Genomic DNA, 16,155 nt, shown 5'->3' on the forward strand with positions numbered 1-16,155 from the left:
TTCGAGGGTGGTCCCCGCTGCCGGCGGGGTCGGGTGCGTCCTACCGGCCGCCGGCCTTGCGGTTCCTGCGGTCCAGCACGGTGAGCCGGACCGCGGTCTTCACCGAGTGCACGATCATGCCGAGCGGGCCGGTGCCCGGTGGCGGCACGATGCCCATCTGCGACAGCATGCCCGCGTAGTCGCCCTCCTGGCGGAACTCGACCATGCGGCCCTCGTCGTCGTACTTCTCGATGATGATCTCGCCGATCTCCAGCAGCCTGCCGGTGGGCGGGATGCCGAACAGGTTGCCGAGGTGGTGCCCGCGGAAGGTCACGTGCAGCACCGCGGTGTTGCCGTCGATCATGATGTCGTGCCAGTCGATCTTCACGTCCGGCTTGGCGTTGCGCACCATGCTCAGGGTGTCCAGGAACTGCCGGCCGCCCACGAGCACCGGCCGCCCCGGCAGGTGGCACCGGTAGTCCGGCGCGTACCACTTCAGGGCACGCGAGTTGTCCTCGGACCAGGACAGGTCCGAGACCATCAGGATGTGTTCCCTGGTCAGGGTGAACGCGGGTCGGACCGCCGCTGTCCCGCTGACGGGGGAGTCGTTGGTTGTCATCGGGCCTGGGCCTTCTTCCGCTGCGCGAGCTTGTCCTTGACGATCAGGGCGCCGAACCTGCCGACGGTCTTCACGGTGTGGGCGATGGTGCCCAACGGGCTCGCGCCCTCCGGGGGCGTGACGCCCAGCTGGGCGAGCACGCCGAGGTAGTCGGCCTGCTGCCACATCTCGACGATCTCGCCCCGCTCGAACCGCAGGATCACGTGCTCGGGCAGCCTGGTCGGCAGACCGGTCGGCGGTATGCCCATCAGCGCGCCTCTGTGCGTGCCGGTCAGCTCGCCGCGCACCAGGACCTTGTCGCCCTGGCCTATCACCTCGTGCGTCCGGCGGGCCAGGTCGGGCAGCGCGACGAACATCTGGGTGGCGAGGTCCTTCAGGCCCGGGATGCCCTTGATCACGGGTTGGCCGGGCAACGGCACGTACGTGACGATCTCGCTGCTGAAGTGCCGGTCGATCACCCCGAGGTCGCGGTTGTTCCACAGCTCGTCGAGGACCCGGCCGGCGATCGCCCTGATGTCCGGATCGGTCGAGTTCTTGTCGTTCGGCATAGTGCTCCATTCCGAGTACCGCGCCCGTTTCCGGGCAGCACGACATGGCCGTCGCGCACGAGACGCCGGCCGTTGGGTCCGGTGGTGCTACTTCCCGGTCTTGTCCTCCACGGCACGTGCTGCCGCGGCGAGCCAGTCACGCCGGATCAGGCTGCTGAACGGCTCGATCATCGCCCAGTAGAACCGGAACTTGCGGCGCGAGCGCGGGTCGGTGGCGTGCACCCTGGTCTCGGTGCGCAACCTGGTGCCGCGCTCGTCGGTCGTCTGCGAGAAGGCCATCAGCCCCTTGATGTTCCCCGGCTCGTCGAAGTCCAGGTACTCCTGCGGGGTGAGCGTCAGCCAGTGCTGCCGCAGCCCCCAGGGCTCACCGACGAAGCCCACCACCAGGTCGCCGTCGGGCACCTCGGCGAGGGTGAACGCGCCGACGCCCTGGATGAGGCCTTCCAGGACCGGCAGGTCCGCGCCGAGGAACCGCTTCTCGTCGCGCATCACCCTGGCCGGGATGCTGCGGACGAACACCAAGGGCCGCAACACGTACATGTCGCCGGGGGTCACCGCGCGGACCGCGCGGCCCACGGCGGCGGGGTCGGCGTCGATCACCCGCGAGTGGTGCGTGCGCCACTGGTACTCGGGCAGCCAGGTGTCGCAGGAGGTGTCCGTGCTGTCGGCTACCACGTGGGCCTGCCCAATCCGAGCGCGGTCATCGCGCCACCGTCGACGGTCACGAACGAGCCGGTCATGTAGCTGGACTCCGGGCCGGCCAGGAACCGGACGACCTCGGCGACCTCCTCGGTGCCGCCGAAGCGGCGCTGCGGCACCTGCCGCTTGATGCCCTTGCCCGCGTCGCCCTCGGTGAGCCCGGCGACCAGTTCGGTCGGCGAGAACCCCGGCAGCACGGCGTTGACCCTGATGCCGAACCGCGCGGTCTCCATCGCGCAGCAGCGGGTGAACGCGTTCACCGCGCCCTTGGACGCGGCGTAGTTGGACTCGCCGACCCAGCCGCGCTCCCCCATCACCGAGGACACGTTCACCACGACGCCGTCGCCGCGGGACATGAAGTGCGGCAGGACGTTCTTGGTGCAGTTGAACACGCCGCCGAAGTTGACCCGCATCACCTCCACCCAGTCGCCCGGCTCCATGGAGTAGATCAACGCGTCCTTGGCGATGCCCGCGTTGTTGACCAGCACGTGCAGGTCGCCGCACTCGTCGACGACCTGCTGCACCAGCCTGCCCGCGTCGTCGTAGTCGGACACGTCGCCGCGCACCGCGAACGCGCGTCCGCCCGCTTCCTCGATCTGCGCGACGGTCTTGGCCGCCTCGGCCTCCCCCGAGCGGTAGTTGACCGCGACCGTGGCGCCGTCCGCGGCCAGCCTCTTGCAGATGGCCGCGCCGATACCTCGCGAACCACCGGTCACCAAGGCGACCCGGTCTGCCAGCTTCATCCGTTGTTCCTCCCTGCTACCAGGCAATGGTGCGTGCCGCCCAGCGACGAGCCGTTGACGAGCACCGGGCCACCGCGACCGTGCACGGCGAGCGCGAGGCACAGCGCGGGTCCGACCCCCATGGGTTCGCCGAGCACCCGCTTGGGTGCGTGCCGCACCGGGCCGGCGGGCCCGAAGACCCGGTCGACGGCGAGCGATTCCGGCCGGTCGGCCGCGGTGAGCCCGGCCGCGGCCAGCCACACCTGCTCGATCCGGGCCGGTGCGAGGCCCGCGTCGGTCAGCGCGGCGGTCATCGCCCGCTCCATGCCGCGGCCACGGGCGTCCCAGCGCCTGCTGCGGCTCGCGTCGGAGGCGTTGCCGTGTCCGAGGACCGTGCCGAGCACGGTGGCGCCGCGGGCGTCAGCGGAGGCGCGGCTCTCCAGCACGAGCGCGACACTGCCCTCGGCCAGCGCGAAGGCGGCATCCCCACACAAGGCTCCCTGGGCGTCGTAGGCGCGGACCACCTCGTCGGTGAGCGTATCCGTCACGGTCACGACCATGGCCCGAACGTGTCGATCCGCGATCAGGTCCGCCGCGTAGCCGACGCACGCCGCGCCGGTGGCGTGCCCGACCGACAGCGTCGAGGTCGGCCCGTACAGGCCCAGGTGCAGCGCGACCTGGCCCGCGGCCTGGTTGTAGACCGTGTTGGGGAAGACGGCGGGATCGGCCGCGGCGGGTCCGTCGGACAGCAGCGGAACCACGAACTTCCGCATGGCCTCCATCGGCCCGGTGCCGGTGCCGAAGAGCACGCCGACCTCGGCGGCCTGCGGTGAACCCGGTTCGATCCCGGCGGCACGCAGCGCGTCCGCGGCCGAGATCACGCTGAGCACGCCGAGCCGGTCCATCCTGCGGCGCAGCTTGCGGCTGAGGTACGGCTCGGGGTCGACGTCGACCCGGCCGAGCAGCAGCCCGTGCTCGGCGGCGCCGACCGGGACGCCCGCCAGCACGGCCGAAGCGGCGGCGTCGATGCCGTGCCCCGCCGGGGTCAGCGCGGACACCCCGGTGATCACCACGTCGTCGGCGTCCCGGACCGGCCGGGTGTACGGGGTGCCGGGCCTGGCCAGCAGCAGCGCCGCGTTGGCCCCGGCGAAGGCGAAGTTGTTGCTCAGCGCGAACGGCCGGTCGAACGGGCGGGCGCCGTCGGGCAGGTAGTCCAGGTCGCACTCCGGGTCGGCGGTCAGGTAGCCGGCGGTCGGTGGCGCCAGCCGCCGGGCGACCGCGTGCGCGGTGACGATCCCCTCGACCGCGCCCGCCGCGCCGAGCAGGTGCCCGACCATCGACTTGGTGCTGCTGACCAGCACGTCGTCGGCGGCCGGGCCGAGCGCGAGCCGGATCGCCTTGGTCTCGGCCGGGTCGTTCTTCGGGGTGCCGGTGCCGTGCCCGTTGACGTACCCGACGTCGGCGGGGTCGACGCCGCCCTGCCGCAGCGCGCCGCGGATGGCGTTCGCCGCACCGGAGCCGTCCGGCCGGGGCGCGGTGGCGTGGTAGCCGTCGGAGGACAGCCCGTAGCCCGCGACCTCGGCCAGGCAGGTCAGGCCGAGCCGTTCGGCCAGTCCGGTGCCGACCAGCAGGACCAGCCCGCTCCCCTCACCGAGGGACAGCCCGGACCGGTTGCCCGAGTACGGCGCGGCCGGGTCGGGCGAAAGCGACTCCAGCGAGTTGAACCCGGCCAGCACGACGTCGGACAACGCGTCGGTGCCGCCGGCCAGCATGGCGTCCGCGCGGCCGGTGCGGACCAGGTCCGCGGCCAGGCCGATGGCGTTGGCGCCGGACGCGCACGCGGTGTTGACCGCCAGCACCGGGCCGCGCAGCCCGAAGTCGGCGGCCACCGCCTCGGCGAGTGCCTGTGGTGTGACCAGGTCGGCCAGCTTCGGGTCGGGGGTGCCGCCTTCGGCGTCGACGCGGAGCCATTCCCGGCCGGAGAGCAGGCCGGCGTTGCAGGTGCCGAGCACCACCCCGAACCGGTCCCGGTCGATCAGCCCGGCGGTTGGCCCGGCCAGCGCCTCGTCGGCCGCGGCCAGCGCCAGGTCCAACGCGCGCTCGGTGAACCCGTCCGGTCGCGGGTAGCGGCGGCGGGGGTCGGGCACCGACTCGACCTCCCCGGCGATCTTGGTGCTGAGCCCGTCCATGGGCAGGTGCTGCACCGGCCGGATCGCGACCCGTCCGGCCAGCGCGCCCTCCCAGAGGTCGGCCGCGGCCGGTCCCTGCGCGGTGACCGCGCCGACCGCGACGATGGCGACCCCGACCGTCCCCGTCCCCGTCTCCGTCATCACGACGTTCCTCTCGTTTCGCCCGGTGCGCCCAGCGCGACCGCGACCTGCTGGCCTTCCAGGCCACGGCCGATCGCGATGGCGTTGCGCACCCGCAACGGGCGGGCCTGGCCGGCGACCCAGTCGAAGTCGCAGTCCGGGTCCGGCCGGTCCAGGTTGAGCGTCGGCGGGACCGCGCCCGCGTCGATGGCCAGCGCGCAGACCGCGACGTTGAGCGCGCCGGCCGCGGCGACCAGGTGCCCGGTCGCCGGTTTCACGCTGCTCGCGCACGCACCCGTGCCCAGGGCGCTGCGCAGCGCCCTGGCCTCGGACACATCACCGAGCTTCGTCGCGCAGCCGTGCGTGGCCACGAAGTCGATCTCGGCGCCCGCCTGCGCGCGGGCCTTGGTGATGGCCACGGCCAGTGGCCCGCCGGTCGGCTCCGGGGTCAGCAACCGGCCGTCGAAGGTGGCGGCCACCCCGGTGATCTCGGCGTACACGTGCGCGCCGCGCTGGCGGGCCCGCTCCGCGTCCTCCAGCACCACGAACGCGGCGCCGTCGCCGAGCACCGAGCCGGAGCGCTCCACGTCGTAGGGTCGGAACGCCTCGGCGAGGCGGTCGTTGTCGGTGGTGAGCACCCCGAGACCGTCCATCTTGGACGCCGTCCACCACGAGGCCGCGTCGTCGAAGCCGCCCGCGATGGCGACCTGCGACTCGCCCCGGCCGATCGACCGGAACGCCCGGCCGATCGCGGTGGCGCCCGCGTCCGCGGTGCCGTGGAAGTAGGCGTTCGGGCCGGTCAGGCCGTAGCGCTGGGAGATGTAGAACAGCGAGGCGGCCTGCAGCCCTTCCACGTAGTACAGCGGGTAGAAGGCCGAGCTGTACCGCCGGCCGAGCTGCCGCACGTCCGCGACGCCGTCCTCGCGGCGGCCCGCCAGCGCACCGGCCAGCATGTGGTCGGGGTTGGAGATCTCCTTGTTGCCGCCGACGAACACACCGACCCGGCCGGGGTCGCAGGTGTCGAAGTCGATGCCGGAGTCCTCGACCGCGAGCACCGCGCCCGCGATCGCGAACTGGTCGTTGCGGGTCGCCATCCGCAGGCTGCGGCGCGGCGCGAACCGCTCCGGCCGGAAGTCGTCGACCTCCGCGGCCAACCGGGTGCGGAAGGAGGACGGGTCGTACCCGGTGACCCGCCGGATCGCGGTGTCGCCGTCGAGCAGCCGCTTCCAGGTCTCCTGCCTGCCGGTGCCGAGGCCGGTCAGCAGCCCGATGCCGGTGATCGCGACACTGTTCACAGGAACTCCCCCGTCTCGACGCGGTGCAGGCTCAAGGTGCGCACGGTGGTGACGGTCCGGCCGTCCACCCGCGCGGTGGCCGAACACGTGGCGGTGCCCGCGGACCGGCTGGTGACGTCCACGTCCAGCCGCAGCACGTCGCCGGGCCGCACGAAGTGCCGGTAGCGGACGCGACCGGCGCCGGCGAGCCGCCACGGACCGTCGTCGAGCACCAGGTTCGCCACCGCCACCAGGTCCTCGATGATCATCACGCCGGGCAGCACCGGGAACCGGGGGAAGTGAGACTCGAACACCTGCAGGGTGTGCGGCACGTGCCGCACCGCGGTGGCACGCTCGCCCGCCACCAGGCTCTCGACCCGGTCGAGTGGGGTCATGGCTGACGCACCACCAATGCGGCGTTCGTGCCACCGAAGGCGAACGCGTTCACGAGCACGGCGCGCACCTCGCGCTCACGCGCGACCAGCGGCACGTAGTCCAGGTCCAGCTTGGGGTCCGGGGTGCGCAGGTTCACCGTCGGCGGCACGACCCCGGTGCGCAGCGCGCCGAGCGCGGCGACCAGGTTCACCCCCGCCGCGGCCGAGGTCAGGTGACCGGTCATGGACTTCGGCGAGCTGATCGACAGCGCGCCCGCGTGCGGCCCGAACACCGCCTTGATCGCCCTGGTCTCGCTCAGGTCGTTGCCCGGCGTGCCGGTGCCGTGCGCCACCACGTAGTCGATCCCGGGAGGGTCCACTCCGGACTCGTCCAGCGCGTCGCGCATCGCGGAGATCGCACCGCCGCCGTCCGGGGGCGAGTCGGTGATCCGGTAGGCGTTGAGGGTGGAGCCGTACCCGGCGAGTTCGGCGTGGATGCGCGCTCCCCGGGCGACCGCGGTGTCCCAGTCCTCCAGCACCGCGACCACCGCGCCCTCGCCGAGCACGAACCCGGACCGGGTCGCGTCGAACGGCCGGGACGCCGCCTGCGGGTCGTCGTTGAACTCGGTGGCCAGCGCGCCGAGCAGGGAGAACCCCAGCACGTCCATCCAGGTGGTGAGGGTGTCGAAGCCGCCGGCGAGCATCATCCGGCAGTCGCCCTCCTGCACCCGGCGGAACGCCTCGCCGAGGGCGTGTGCCGAGCCCGCGCACGCGGTGCTGACGTTGATCACCGGCCCGCGGCACCCCGCGGCCCGCGCGATCGACGCCGCGCCGACGTTCTGGTCGCGCAGCAGCACGTCCCCCGGCGCCTGCCGGTAGTACCGGCTCCGGCCGCTCGACTCCATCAGGTGCGACATGTCGACCAGTTCCTGCAACTCCGGCCGGCCCACGGTGGCGCCGATCGAGACCCCTCGGTCGTAGGGGTCGATGTCCTGCCAGCTCTCCCCCGCGTCCCGCAGCGCCTCGTAGGCCGCCGCCACGCCGTAGGTGGCCGCACGGGAGAGGTGCTTGCGGTCGTGGCCGGCCGGGATCGCGGTGGCCGGGTCGAACCCGCGCACCTGACCCGCGATCCGGACCGGGAACTCGGTGGCGTCGAACGTCTCCAGGGTGCCGACCCCGCTGCGTCCGGCCCGCATCGCCTCCCACGTGGACGGCGCGTCGTTGCCGAGCGGGGTGACCGCGCCGATGCCGGTGATGGCGACCCTGCGGTTCACCGGGCACCGCCCGCGGCGACGAGCTGCTTCACGGGCAGGTGCCCGGCGAGCTGGTGCCGCATGCGCTCGGTCTCCTCGGGCGAGTCGAGCTGGTCGGCCGCGATCAGCGCGCACATGATGGACTCGGCCTCCAGGACGACCTTGCCGTCCACCGACGCCGTGCCGGACAGCACCGCGATCTCGTCGCTGATCGACTCCACGCCGCCGGTCAGGGTGAGCACGTCGCCGGGGCGCACCGGATCGCCGAAGACGACCGAGTCGATCGACAGCAACGCGGCCCGCAGCCTGCCCTCGGTGGAGGTGACCACCAGCCAGGTGCCCGCCTGGCACAGGGACTCCAGCACGAGGTGCGCGGGCATCTCCGGGCCGCGCCCGAGTTCGCGCCAGTAGTCCTCGCGGTGCGAGGTCACCTTGCGGGCCACGACGTGCCGATTGGCTTCCAGCTCGTCGACCCGGTCGATCAGGTGGAAACGCATGGGCCTCCTTCGAGAACGAGTACGGCCCGCGCGATGGCGACGCCGGAGTGCGAGAGCGGGAACTCCGGCGTCGACATCCCGCACCGCTCGGCGACCGCGCCCTCACCGGTAGAGATCCGGTCGCGAACGGCCCGGATACAGTTCGCCGGCGGAGAAGTCCCCGGTCCCGCTGCCCGGTCGTCACCGCCTGGGAACAGCCGTGCGGACCCGCGGATGCCCCAATGGCATCCGACGGGTCCGGCAACGGCGACTGACTGGTGCTACAGGGACTTCAGGAACTCGATCAGGGCGGCGTTGACCTCGGCCGGCCGTTCCTGCTGGGTCCAGTGACCGCAGTGCGGGATCTTCACGATCGAGCGGAGGTTCGGCAGCATCCCGCCCGGCTGGTCGCGCAGATCGGCCGCCCTGGCGAAGTCGACCACCGGGTCCAGCTCGCCGCCGACGTACAGCGAGGGCGGCGTGATCGTCGCCCCGCGCCACGGTTTGAGCAGCTCCTGGTTGCGGTCGAGGTTGCGGTACCAGTTGAGGCCGCCGGTGAACCCGGTGACGGCGAAGTCCGCGACGTAGGCGGCGACGTCGGCCTCGGTGAGCCACGGCGGCAGCACCTCGGGATCGGTCCCGGTGTCGAGGAACCCGCCACCGGGCGGCACGACCAGCGGTGCGCGCGGGCCGTCCGCCGACCCGGAGTACAGCATCTGCCGCAGCGTCCGCGTCGGGTCGTGCGCCAGCTCGGCGTCGGCCACCCCGGGCTGCTGGAAGTACAGGTGGTAGAAGCCGTCGCCGAACATCTGCCGGAACACCGTCAGCGGCGACGGCGCCGCCGCAGGCCAGGGCAGCACACCGATCCCGCCCACCGCGCGAACCCGGTCCGGCCGCAGCAACGCCGTGTACCAGGCGAGAACGGCGCCCATGTCGTGACCGACGACCACGGCCTGCCGCTCGCCGAGCGCGTCGATCAGCGCGACCACGTCGCCGACCAGTTCGAGCATCGTGTACCGGCCGACGTCGGCGGGTCGCTCGGTGCGGCCGAAGCCGCGCAGGTCGGGCGCCACCACCCGGTAGCCCGCGCCGGCGAGTTCGTCGAACTGGTGGCGCCAGCTGTAGGACGTCTCCGGGAAGCCGTGCAGGAGCAGCACCAGTTCGCCGACGCCCTGCTCCGCGATGTGCGTGCGAAGACCACCGGCATCGACTTCGCGATTGGTGAAAGAGGTCACGGCCGAAAACGTAGCACCGGCGGACGAGCCCCCACTGACATCTTCCTGCAAATAACGGAGCATCGGCAAAGCGTTCGCCGTACACCACCGGTGACATCTTCCTGTCAATTTCGGAACACCGCCGAACGCGATTCCTGGAGTTGTCGGCCAGTAGCATTTACTGCGTGTATTCACGGAACCGCCGGACGGGATGGTCATGAGCTCAGGGCAGGGAACCGGTCACATCAGGCAGGACGACCGGAGACGGATCGCGGACGACGACGGCGCCGGCGCCGCTGATCCGACGTGCGCGGACGTCAAGAGCATCGCCGCGGACATGTTCGGCGCGCTGTGGGACGAGCGCCGCTTCGACGTGCTCGACCGGCACGTCGACCGGAACGCCGTGTCGCAGCTCGCCGTGCCGGCCCGGTCCGCCGTCACCGGTTCCGCGGGGTTCAAGGCCTTCGCCGAAGGAATGTTCACCGCGCTGCCGGACCTGCGTCGCGTCACGCACCAGGTGTTCGGCTGCGGTGACCGGGCGCTGGTGCGTTCGGAGCTGACCGGGACGCACCGTGGTCCGTTTCTCGGCATTCCCCCGACCGGCACCACCGTGGTCCTCTCCGAGATGGTCTACCTCCGCTTCGAGCGCGACGCGGTCGTCGAACTGGTTCAGCAGGCCGACCTGCTCGGCGTGATGGGACAGCTCGGGCTGACCCCGCCGGACGGCGTCGGGCCGCTCGGATCGGTGCTCCACACGGTCCGGACGGTCGGGCGATTCGGCCGGCTCGCGGTGCGGGCGCAGCTCGACCGCCGGAAGGTGGCGACCTCATGACCACCACCGTCGACGCGCCGAGCCCGCACGACCCCGCGGAGAAGTTCACCCTGACCGCCGAGTACGCGTTGCGGCTCAACGAGGTCACGTTCCTGTCGGACAACTCGGTGGCCCTGCCGTGGTTCGCCCCGGACTGCCGGTGCTACCTCCCCGGCCGCCCGGTGATGGACCGGCACGCGTTCCTGGACACCGTGACCATGGTGATGAACGCCAAGCCGGACGTCGTCCTCGACCTGAAGGACATCTTCGTGGACGGCAACACGGCCGTCGTCCACGCCACGTTCACCGGCCACCAGACCGGCCCGCTGCTCGGCATTCCCCCCACCGGCCGGAAGGTGTCGATCACCGAGCTGGGCACCGTCACGTTCGACGACGCGGGGCGCGTGGTCGAGTTCCGGCAGGAGGCCGACTACCTCGGCATGCTCACCCAGCTGGGCGTCGTGCCACCGCTCGGCACCGGCCCGCTCGGCCAGCTCGCGCACTCGGTGCGCGGCGCGGTCCGGCTGTACCGGCTCGATCGCAAGCACCGCAAGGCCACCGGCAGGTGACCGCGAACGAGAGGAAGGGGACCGGCGTGACGGGACTCTCGGTGATCATCGCCGGCGGAGGGGTCGGCGGTATCAGCCTCGCCGGCATGCTGACCAGGCAGGGCGCCCGGGTCACCGTGCTGGAGAAGACGCCACCGGGGCGCGGTCGGGGCGCGGCGCTGGCGATCTGGCCCAACGCCATGCTCGGCCTGCTCGCCAGTGGGGACGCCGAAATGTACGACGCGGTCCTCGCGCTCGGCCGGCCGGTGCACCACGCGCTGATGGGCTCGTTGGACCGCCGCTGGTACGGGCGGGTCGACCTGCGTCCGCTGACCGAGCACTACGGGGTCACCGGCCTGGGCGTGGTGCGCACAGAACTCATGTCGGCGCTCGTGGAGCTGTCCGGAGCGGACATCCGCTACGGCCAGGAGGTCATCGGCGCGACGCCCGACGGGACGGTCACCCTCGCCGGTGGCGAGACCCTGCGGGCCGACGTCGTCGTCGGCGCGGACGGGGTCGGTTCGGCGGTGCGCCGCGCGCTGCGCCCGCCGGGTTCGGTCGACCGGCTGGGCAAACCGCACACCGGGTGGCAGGGAGTGGCCCACCAGACCGACATCTGGGACGGCACCGGCCCGGAGTTCATGTTCGGCATGGGCGGCGCGGCGGGGATGCTGCCGCTCACCGGTGGCCGCACCTACTGGTTCGTGGACGGTCCGATCGACACCCGGCCGGAGACCCAGGGCTGGCCGGAGATCGTCAACCGGATGATCGCCGCGACCCCGGAGGACCAACTGGCCAAGGACCGGGTCTACACCCGGGCGCCGGTGCGCGGCTGGGGCGCCGGTCGGATCACGCTGCTCGGCGACGCCGCGCACCCGTTGCTGCCCACCGTCGGGCAGGGCGCGTGCATGGCGATCGAGAGCGCCGCGGTGCTCGCCGCCCGGCTGCGCGACGCCACCGACCCGGTGGCCGCGCTCCGCCAGTACGAGCGCGACCGGTTCCGGCGTGTCACCACGGTGTTCAAGCGTTCGATCACGCTGCTGCGCCAGCGCTCCATCCCCGACCCGCTGCGCAACGGCATGCTGTCCCTCATGCCGGACAGGGCGATCACGTTCTTCTTCACCGGCTCGGCGAAGCCGATCCCCGAGTTCGCCGGAGCACACCTGACGGGTCGACGCGTCCGGGACAGCGTTCCGGAGCGGGACGGGGGCTCCTGACGGGTCTGGCCACCACGGTTCCGGGCCGCCCGGTCGACATCGGCGTCGCGCGGCATCACGGTCCGTGACGTCCTCTACTTCACACCTTCGGCGGACGCGGATTCTTCACCCCGATGTACCACCGCCGCGTCCGATTCCACCTTGGGTGACCACGACGCGTCCATCCGCCGCGCCGGCAATCGTACCCGTCTGCGGGGTTCGTCGGCGTATCCAACTGGTCCAGACTGCGGTTCCGGGGTGCGCCGATCGGGGCATCTTGTGCGCAATTACCAGTCGGCGCAATGCCGTGTCGTGAAGTGGAATCAGAAGGAAGAAGGAACGACCACATGAATCATCCCGAACTGGCCACCGCCCTGACCGATCTGCTGTCGCTCGACCTCCCGCCGGTCGCGCTGTCGAAGGTGGACGCGCGTCCGGACGGGGTCGCCGAGACCGGTCGGCCGGTGCCGTCCAGCTGCGCGTTGTGGCGCGTGGCGGAGAAGGGCGTCTTCTACGCCGAGGCCGCGGAGCACTTCAACTGCCCCGTCGGCTCCATGGTGATGGGCTTCGACCTGCCGGAGGACGTCGGCGCCGAATTGGGCGGTCTGGTGCAGTCGATGTGCGACGCGCAGTACCTGGAGATGGCGGAGGTGGCGAAGATCCCGTCGGTGGGCAAGGCGGGCGCGGGTGTGGTCTACGGGCCGCTGGCCGACCTGCCGGTCGAGCCGGACGTGGTGCTGCTGTGGCTGACCCCGGCCCAGGCCATGATCTACAACGAGGCGGCGGGCACCGCGAACTGGACCTCGGACGGCGGTCGGGTCACCGGGCGTCCGGCGTGCAGCGCGTTGGCGCTGGCGATGGACACCGGGCAGCCGCGCATGGCGTTGGGGTGCATCGGCATGCGCACGTTCACCGGCATCGCGGCCGACCGGATGCTCGCGGTCGTTCCCGGCGCCGAGGTGGCCGGGTTCGTCGAGGCGTTGAAGGTGACCGTCGCGGCCAACGCCGGCATGAAGTCGTTCTACGAGGGCAAGCTCGCCCAGTTCGCCTAGGAACCGCCGCACCACGCGGTCCCCTGCCACCTGGCTCTTGACCAGTCGGCGGTGACAGGGGATTGCGCGGCTCCCCACCCCCGTCCTACGCTGAGTCACATCGAGAAGGTTCGATCCGTACTGGATCGAGGATATTCGATGTGATGTGGAGGTCACGGGCTGTGGCAACCTCTGGCCGGGTCATCGGCGTGGGCAGCGGCGCGGACAGCGGCGTGGAAACCGGCGCGGACGTCGGCGCGGACAGCGCCGGGCTGGGCGCACCGCACTGCAGCGTTCCGCTGACCACGCCGCGGTTGTCGCACGACCAGGCCCACGACCTGTCGGTGGTGTTCAAGGCGCTGGCGCACCCCACCCGGGTGCAGCTGATGAACCTGCTGGTGTCCAGCCCGTTCGCCGCCTGCGTCTACGACATCCAGGTCGCCATGGGCATGCCCCAGTCCACCATCAGCCACCACCTCAAGCAGCTCGTCGGCGCCGGCCTGCTGCACCGTCAGCAGCGCGGCAGCTGGGCGTACTACTCGGTGGACCGCGACGCGATGCGCCGGCTGGGAACGGTGATCGACCTCGACGGGGTGCCACCGCAGCCGCTGTCGCCGCAGGCGCAGTGCGATCCGCCGGTCGACTCGACCGAGGACCTGTGATGGCCTCGACCGGGCACCCGGCCGCGTTACCGGACGACGCCGACGGGCGGCGGTTGTTCGGCGACGAGGTCACCCGCCGGTTCGGCGGTCGGGAGCGCGAGTTGCTTCCCCCGCAGGCTCGTCCCGCGGTGGTGCGTTGGACGTGGCTGGCCCTCGCAGTGGTGCTGTCGGCGCTGGTGGGCGTCGCCGTGGCCATCGGGGCGGTCCTGTGATGGCCGGCCTCGGGTGGCGTCGACGGAGCAGGGTGCCGGTGGTGCTGCAGGCGAGCCGGGCCGAGTGCGGCGTGGCGTGCCTGACGATGGTGCTCAATTACCACGGCCACGGCATCTCCCCGCAGGAGGTGCGCCGGCTGTGCCCGGTGGGCCGTGACGGCACCAGCGCGGGCGGGCTGGTCCGCGCCGCCAGGCAGTTGGGCCTGCAGGCCACCGGGTACCGCGCCACACCGGCCGTGTTCGCGCAGGTGCCGCTGCCGGTGATCGCGCACTGGCAGGACGACCACTTCGTCGTGGTGGAACGGGTTTCCGATCGCGGCGTCGACCTGGTCGACCCCCGCCTGGGACGACGCCGGCTGCCGCTGTCGGAGTTCACCGCCGGGCTGGGCCGGGTGGTGCTCGGCGTCCGCCCGGCCGACGGCACGACACCGGTGCGGCAGCGCCGGGAGCCGTTCTGGCGCCGCTACCTGCGCTCGCTGCTCGCACTGCCGGGCACGCGCGGGCTGCTGGCGCAGGTGCTGCTGGTCAGCCTGGTCGCGCAGGCCCTGGTGGTCGCGATGCCGCTGGCCACCAAGATCGTCGTGGACGAGACCGCCGCGCTGCACGCCTCCTCGCTGATGACCCTGCTGGGCGTGGGCGTGCTCGTCGCGGCCGTGGCGCAACTGCTCACCGGCCTGCTGCGGGCGGCACTGCTGGTCGGGTTGCAGGGCAGGCTCGACGCGCAGGCCCTGCTCGGGTTCGGCGCGCACCTGCTGCGCCTGCCGCTGCGGTTCTTCGAACAGCGCAGCACCGGCGACCTGGTGACCCGCTTCGGCAGCATCGCCCTGCTGCGCGAGCTGATGACCGGGCAGACCCTCGGCTCGCTGCTGGACGCCGTGCTGGTGCTGACCTACCTCGGCCTGCTGTTCTTCGTCGACCTCACCGTCGCGCTGACGGTGCTGGCGGTGGCCGTCGCGATGATCGGGCTGCTGTGGGCCACGACCCGCGCCGTCCGCGAGCGCATGGCGCTGGACCTGGCCACCCAGTCCGAGGCGCAGGGCTACCTGGTGGAGATGCTCGAAGGCATGACCGCGGTCAAAGCCGCCGCCGCCGAGGACCGCGCCATGGGACGGCTGGCGACGCTGCTGTTCGACTGGACCGCGGTCACCCTGCGGCGCGGCTACCTCGCCGCCGCGGTCGACGCCACCACCGCCGCACTGCGCTTCCTGACCCCGCTGGTGGTGCTGTGGCTGTGCCTGACCCGCGTCCTCGACGGCACCATGTCGCCCGGCACCATGCTCGCGGTCACCTGGCTGGCCTCGGCGATCCTCACCCCGCTGGCGTCCGTCGCGGTCAACGGCCAACGACTGCAACTGGCCGGCGCCCAGCTCCAGCGCCTCGCCGACGTCCTGGACACCCCCGCCGAGCCGCGGCCCGCCGAACCCGTGGCGCTGCGGCTGCGCGGCGCCATCGACTTGGACCGGGTCTGCTTCGAGTACGACCCGTACACCCCCGCGGTCCTGCACGAGGTCACCGCCCACGTCCGACCCGGCCAGCGCGTCGCCGTCGTCGGCGCCACCGGATCGGGCAAGACCACGCTGGGCATGCTGCTGCTGGGCCTGTACCCGCCGACCTCCGGCACGATCCGCTTCGACGGTCACGCCGCGGACACCGTCGATCCCGCCGCGTTGCGCGGCCAGGTCGGCGTGGTGCTCCAGGAACCGTTCGTGTTCAGCGGCACCATCCGCGACAACATCACCCTGCACGACCCGACGATCCCCGACGACGAGATCGTCCGCGCCGCGCGCCTGGCCGGCCTGCACGACGAGATCGCCGCCATGCCCCGGGCCTACGGCACCCGCCTGGCCCAACGCGGCACCGGCCTGTCCGGTGGCCAACGCCAACGCCTCGCCCTGGCCCGCGCGCTCGTCCGCCGCCCCGCCGTGCTGCTGCTGGACGAGGCCACCAGCCACCTCGACGCCGTCACCGAGGCCGAAGTCCACCGCAACCTCGCCGACCAGCGGTGCACCCAGATCGTGATCGCCCACCGGCTGAGCACGGTCCGCGACGCCGACCAGATCCTCGTCCTGCACGACGGACGCCTGGTCGAGACCGGCACGCACGACGACCTGATCACCCGCGACGGGCACTACACCGCGCTGGTCACCGCCCAGCTCGACCAGCCCGCGCCCACCCCGACCTCCCCCGCGACCGCGGGGGCCGAACACGGCAACGGAAGGAGGTGAACC

Annotated in this window: 17 protein-coding genes; 7 read left to right on the plus strand and 10 right to left on the minus strand. The window is 72.3% G+C overall.

The window, feature by feature from the left end:
• Nucleotides 1–40: 40 nt before the first annotated feature.
• The 10 genes from OQ02_RS15165 to OQ02_RS15215 all read right to left on the minus strand — a co-directional run bounded on the left by OQ02_RS15165 (nt 41) and on the right by OQ02_RS15215 (nt 9,488).
• A complete protein-coding gene (locus OQ02_RS15165; RefSeq protein ID WP_033439071.1) occupies nt 41–598 on the minus strand; it encodes an ester cyclase in 558 nt (185 codons plus the stop codon).
• Nucleotides 595–1,146 carry an ester cyclase gene (locus tag OQ02_RS40935; RefSeq protein ID WP_051772337.1) on the minus strand — a complete coding sequence of 184 codons (552 nt, stop codon included), beginning with the start codon at nt 1,144–1,146 and terminating at the stop codon, nt 595–597. The genes OQ02_RS15165 and OQ02_RS40935 overlap by 4 nt, the downstream gene beginning before the upstream one ends.
• An 87-nt stretch (nt 1,147–1,233) precedes the next feature.
• Nucleotides 1,234–1,821 (minus strand): hypothetical protein, encoded by a 588-nt coding sequence (locus OQ02_RS15180; RefSeq protein ID WP_033439072.1) that lies wholly within the window; start codon nt 1,819–1,821, stop codon nt 1,234–1,236.
• Nucleotides 1,815–2,588, minus strand: a complete 774-nt coding sequence (locus OQ02_RS15185) for an SDR family NAD(P)-dependent oxidoreductase (protein ID WP_033439073.1) — start codon at nt 2,586–2,588, stop codon at nt 1,815–1,817. Before OQ02_RS15185 ends, OQ02_RS15180 begins: the two co-directional genes overlap by 7 nt.
• Nucleotides 2,585–4,897 (minus strand): beta-ketoacyl-[acyl-carrier-protein] synthase family protein, encoded by a 2,313-nt coding sequence (locus OQ02_RS15190; RefSeq protein WP_033439074.1) that lies wholly within the window; start codon nt 4,895–4,897, stop codon nt 2,585–2,587. The genes OQ02_RS15185 and OQ02_RS15190 overlap by 4 nt, the downstream gene beginning before the upstream one ends.
• A complete protein-coding gene (locus tag OQ02_RS15195; protein ID WP_033439075.1) occupies nt 4,897–6,171 on the minus strand; it encodes a beta-ketoacyl-[acyl-carrier-protein] synthase family protein in 1,275 nt (424 codons plus the stop codon). Before OQ02_RS15195 ends, OQ02_RS15190 begins: the two co-directional genes overlap by 1 nt.
• Complete coding sequence (locus tag OQ02_RS15200; protein ID WP_033439076.1) at nt 6,168–6,545, minus strand: 3-hydroxyacyl-ACP dehydratase FabZ family protein; 378 nt, start codon at nt 6,543–6,545, stop codon at nt 6,168–6,170. Before OQ02_RS15200 ends, OQ02_RS15195 begins: the two co-directional genes overlap by 4 nt.
• Nucleotides 6,542–7,798 carry a beta-ketoacyl-[acyl-carrier-protein] synthase family protein gene (locus tag OQ02_RS15205; protein WP_033439077.1) on the minus strand — a complete coding sequence of 419 codons (1,257 nt, stop codon included), beginning with the start codon at nt 7,796–7,798 and terminating at the stop codon, nt 6,542–6,544. The genes OQ02_RS15200 and OQ02_RS15205 overlap by 4 nt, the downstream gene beginning before the upstream one ends.
• Nucleotides 7,795–8,274, minus strand: coding sequence for a 3-hydroxylacyl-ACP dehydratase (locus OQ02_RS15210; protein WP_033439078.1), 480 nt, complete (start codon nt 8,272–8,274; stop codon nt 7,795–7,797). Before OQ02_RS15210 ends, OQ02_RS15205 begins: the two co-directional genes overlap by 4 nt.
• A 260-nt stretch (nt 8,275–8,534) precedes the next feature.
• The gene (locus tag OQ02_RS15215; RefSeq protein ID WP_033439079.1) at nt 8,535–9,488 is read right to left on the minus strand and encodes an alpha/beta fold hydrolase; all 954 of its coding nucleotides are present in this window, start codon (nt 9,486–9,488) and stop codon (nt 8,535–8,537) included.
• 196 nt (nt 9,489–9,684) lie between these two features.
• On the opposite strand from OQ02_RS15215, the gene OQ02_RS40940 reads away from it, so the two are divergent.
• The 7 genes from OQ02_RS40940 (at nt 9,685) to OQ02_RS15250 (ending at nt 16,152) form a co-directional block, all read left to right on the plus strand.
• Nucleotides 9,685–10,299, plus strand: a complete 615-nt coding sequence (locus OQ02_RS40940) for an ester cyclase (RefSeq protein WP_197043346.1) — start codon at nt 9,685–9,687, stop codon at nt 10,297–10,299.
• On the plus strand, nt 10,296–10,847 hold the full coding sequence (locus tag OQ02_RS40945) for an ester cyclase (protein ID WP_051772339.1): 552 nt from the start codon (nt 10,296–10,298) through the stop codon (nt 10,845–10,847). Before OQ02_RS40940 ends, OQ02_RS40945 begins: the two co-directional genes overlap by 4 nt.
• Nucleotides 10,848–10,873: 26 nt before the next feature.
• Nucleotides 10,874–12,043: an FAD-dependent oxidoreductase gene (locus OQ02_RS15230; protein ID WP_197043347.1), complete on the plus strand. Its 1,170-nt coding sequence runs from the start codon at nt 10,874–10,876 to the stop codon at nt 12,041–12,043.
• A gap of 326 nt (nt 12,044–12,369) precedes the next feature.
• Complete coding sequence (locus OQ02_RS15235) at nt 12,370–13,074, plus strand: DUF169 domain-containing protein (protein ID WP_033439081.1); 705 nt, start codon at nt 12,370–12,372, stop codon at nt 13,072–13,074.
• A 161-nt stretch (nt 13,075–13,235) separates the two neighbouring features.
• The gene (locus tag OQ02_RS15240) at nt 13,236–13,715 is read left to right on the plus strand and encodes an ArsR/SmtB family transcription factor (protein WP_197043348.1); all 480 of its coding nucleotides are present in this window, start codon (nt 13,236–13,238) and stop codon (nt 13,713–13,715) included.
• Nucleotides 13,715–13,927, plus strand: coding sequence for a hypothetical protein (locus OQ02_RS15245; RefSeq protein ID WP_033439082.1), 213 nt, complete (start codon nt 13,715–13,717; stop codon nt 13,925–13,927). Before OQ02_RS15240 ends, OQ02_RS15245 begins: the two co-directional genes overlap by 1 nt.
• Nucleotides 13,928–13,968: 41 nt before the next feature.
• Complete coding sequence (locus OQ02_RS15250) at nt 13,969–16,152, plus strand: peptidase domain-containing ABC transporter (protein ID WP_197043349.1); 2,184 nt, start codon at nt 13,969–13,971, stop codon at nt 16,150–16,152.
• The last annotated feature ends 3 nt before the right edge of the window (nt 16,153–16,155 follow it).

This window comes from Saccharothrix sp. NRRL B-16314, from assembly GCF_000716595.1.
Classification (GTDB): Bacteria; Actinomycetota; Actinomycetes; order Mycobacteriales; family Pseudonocardiaceae; genus Actinosynnema.

What these genes read in the sequence shown, in the direction of transcription:
- OQ02_RS15245 (WP_033439082.1), top strand. Translation starts at nt 13,715, where the DNA reads ATGGCCTCGACCGGGCACCCGGCCGCGTTACCGGACGACGCCGACGGG.
- OQ02_RS40945 (WP_051772339.1), top strand. Translation starts at nt 10,296, where the DNA reads ATGACCACCACCGTCGACGCGCCGAGCCCGCACGACCCCGCGGAGAAG.
- OQ02_RS40940 (WP_197043346.1), top strand. Translation starts at nt 9,685, where the DNA reads ATGAGCTCAGGGCAGGGAACCGGTCACATCAGGCAGGACGACCGGAGA.
- OQ02_RS40935 (WP_051772337.1), bottom strand. Translation starts at nt 1,146, where the DNA reads ATGCCGAACGACAAGAACTCGACCGATCCGGACATCAGGGCGATCGCC.
- OQ02_RS15210 (WP_033439078.1), bottom strand. Translation starts at nt 8,274, where the DNA reads ATGCGTTTCCACCTGATCGACCGGGTCGACGAGCTGGAAGCCAATCGG.
- OQ02_RS15165 (WP_033439071.1), bottom strand. Translation starts at nt 598, where the DNA reads ATGACAACCAACGACTCCCCCGTCAGCGGGACAGCGGCGGTCCGACCC.
- OQ02_RS15185 (WP_033439073.1), bottom strand. Translation starts at nt 2,588, where the DNA reads ATGAAGCTGGCAGACCGGGTCGCCTTGGTGACCGGTGGTTCGCGAGGT.
- OQ02_RS15200 (WP_033439076.1), bottom strand. Translation starts at nt 6,545, where the DNA reads ATGACCCCACTCGACCGGGTCGAGAGCCTGGTGGCGGGCGAGCGTGCC.
- OQ02_RS15190 (WP_033439074.1), bottom strand. Translation starts at nt 4,897, where the DNA reads ATGACGGAGACGGGGACGGGGACGGTCGGGGTCGCCATCGTCGCGGTC.
- OQ02_RS15235 (WP_033439081.1), top strand. Translation starts at nt 12,370, where the DNA reads ATGAATCATCCCGAACTGGCCACCGCCCTGACCGATCTGCTGTCGCTC.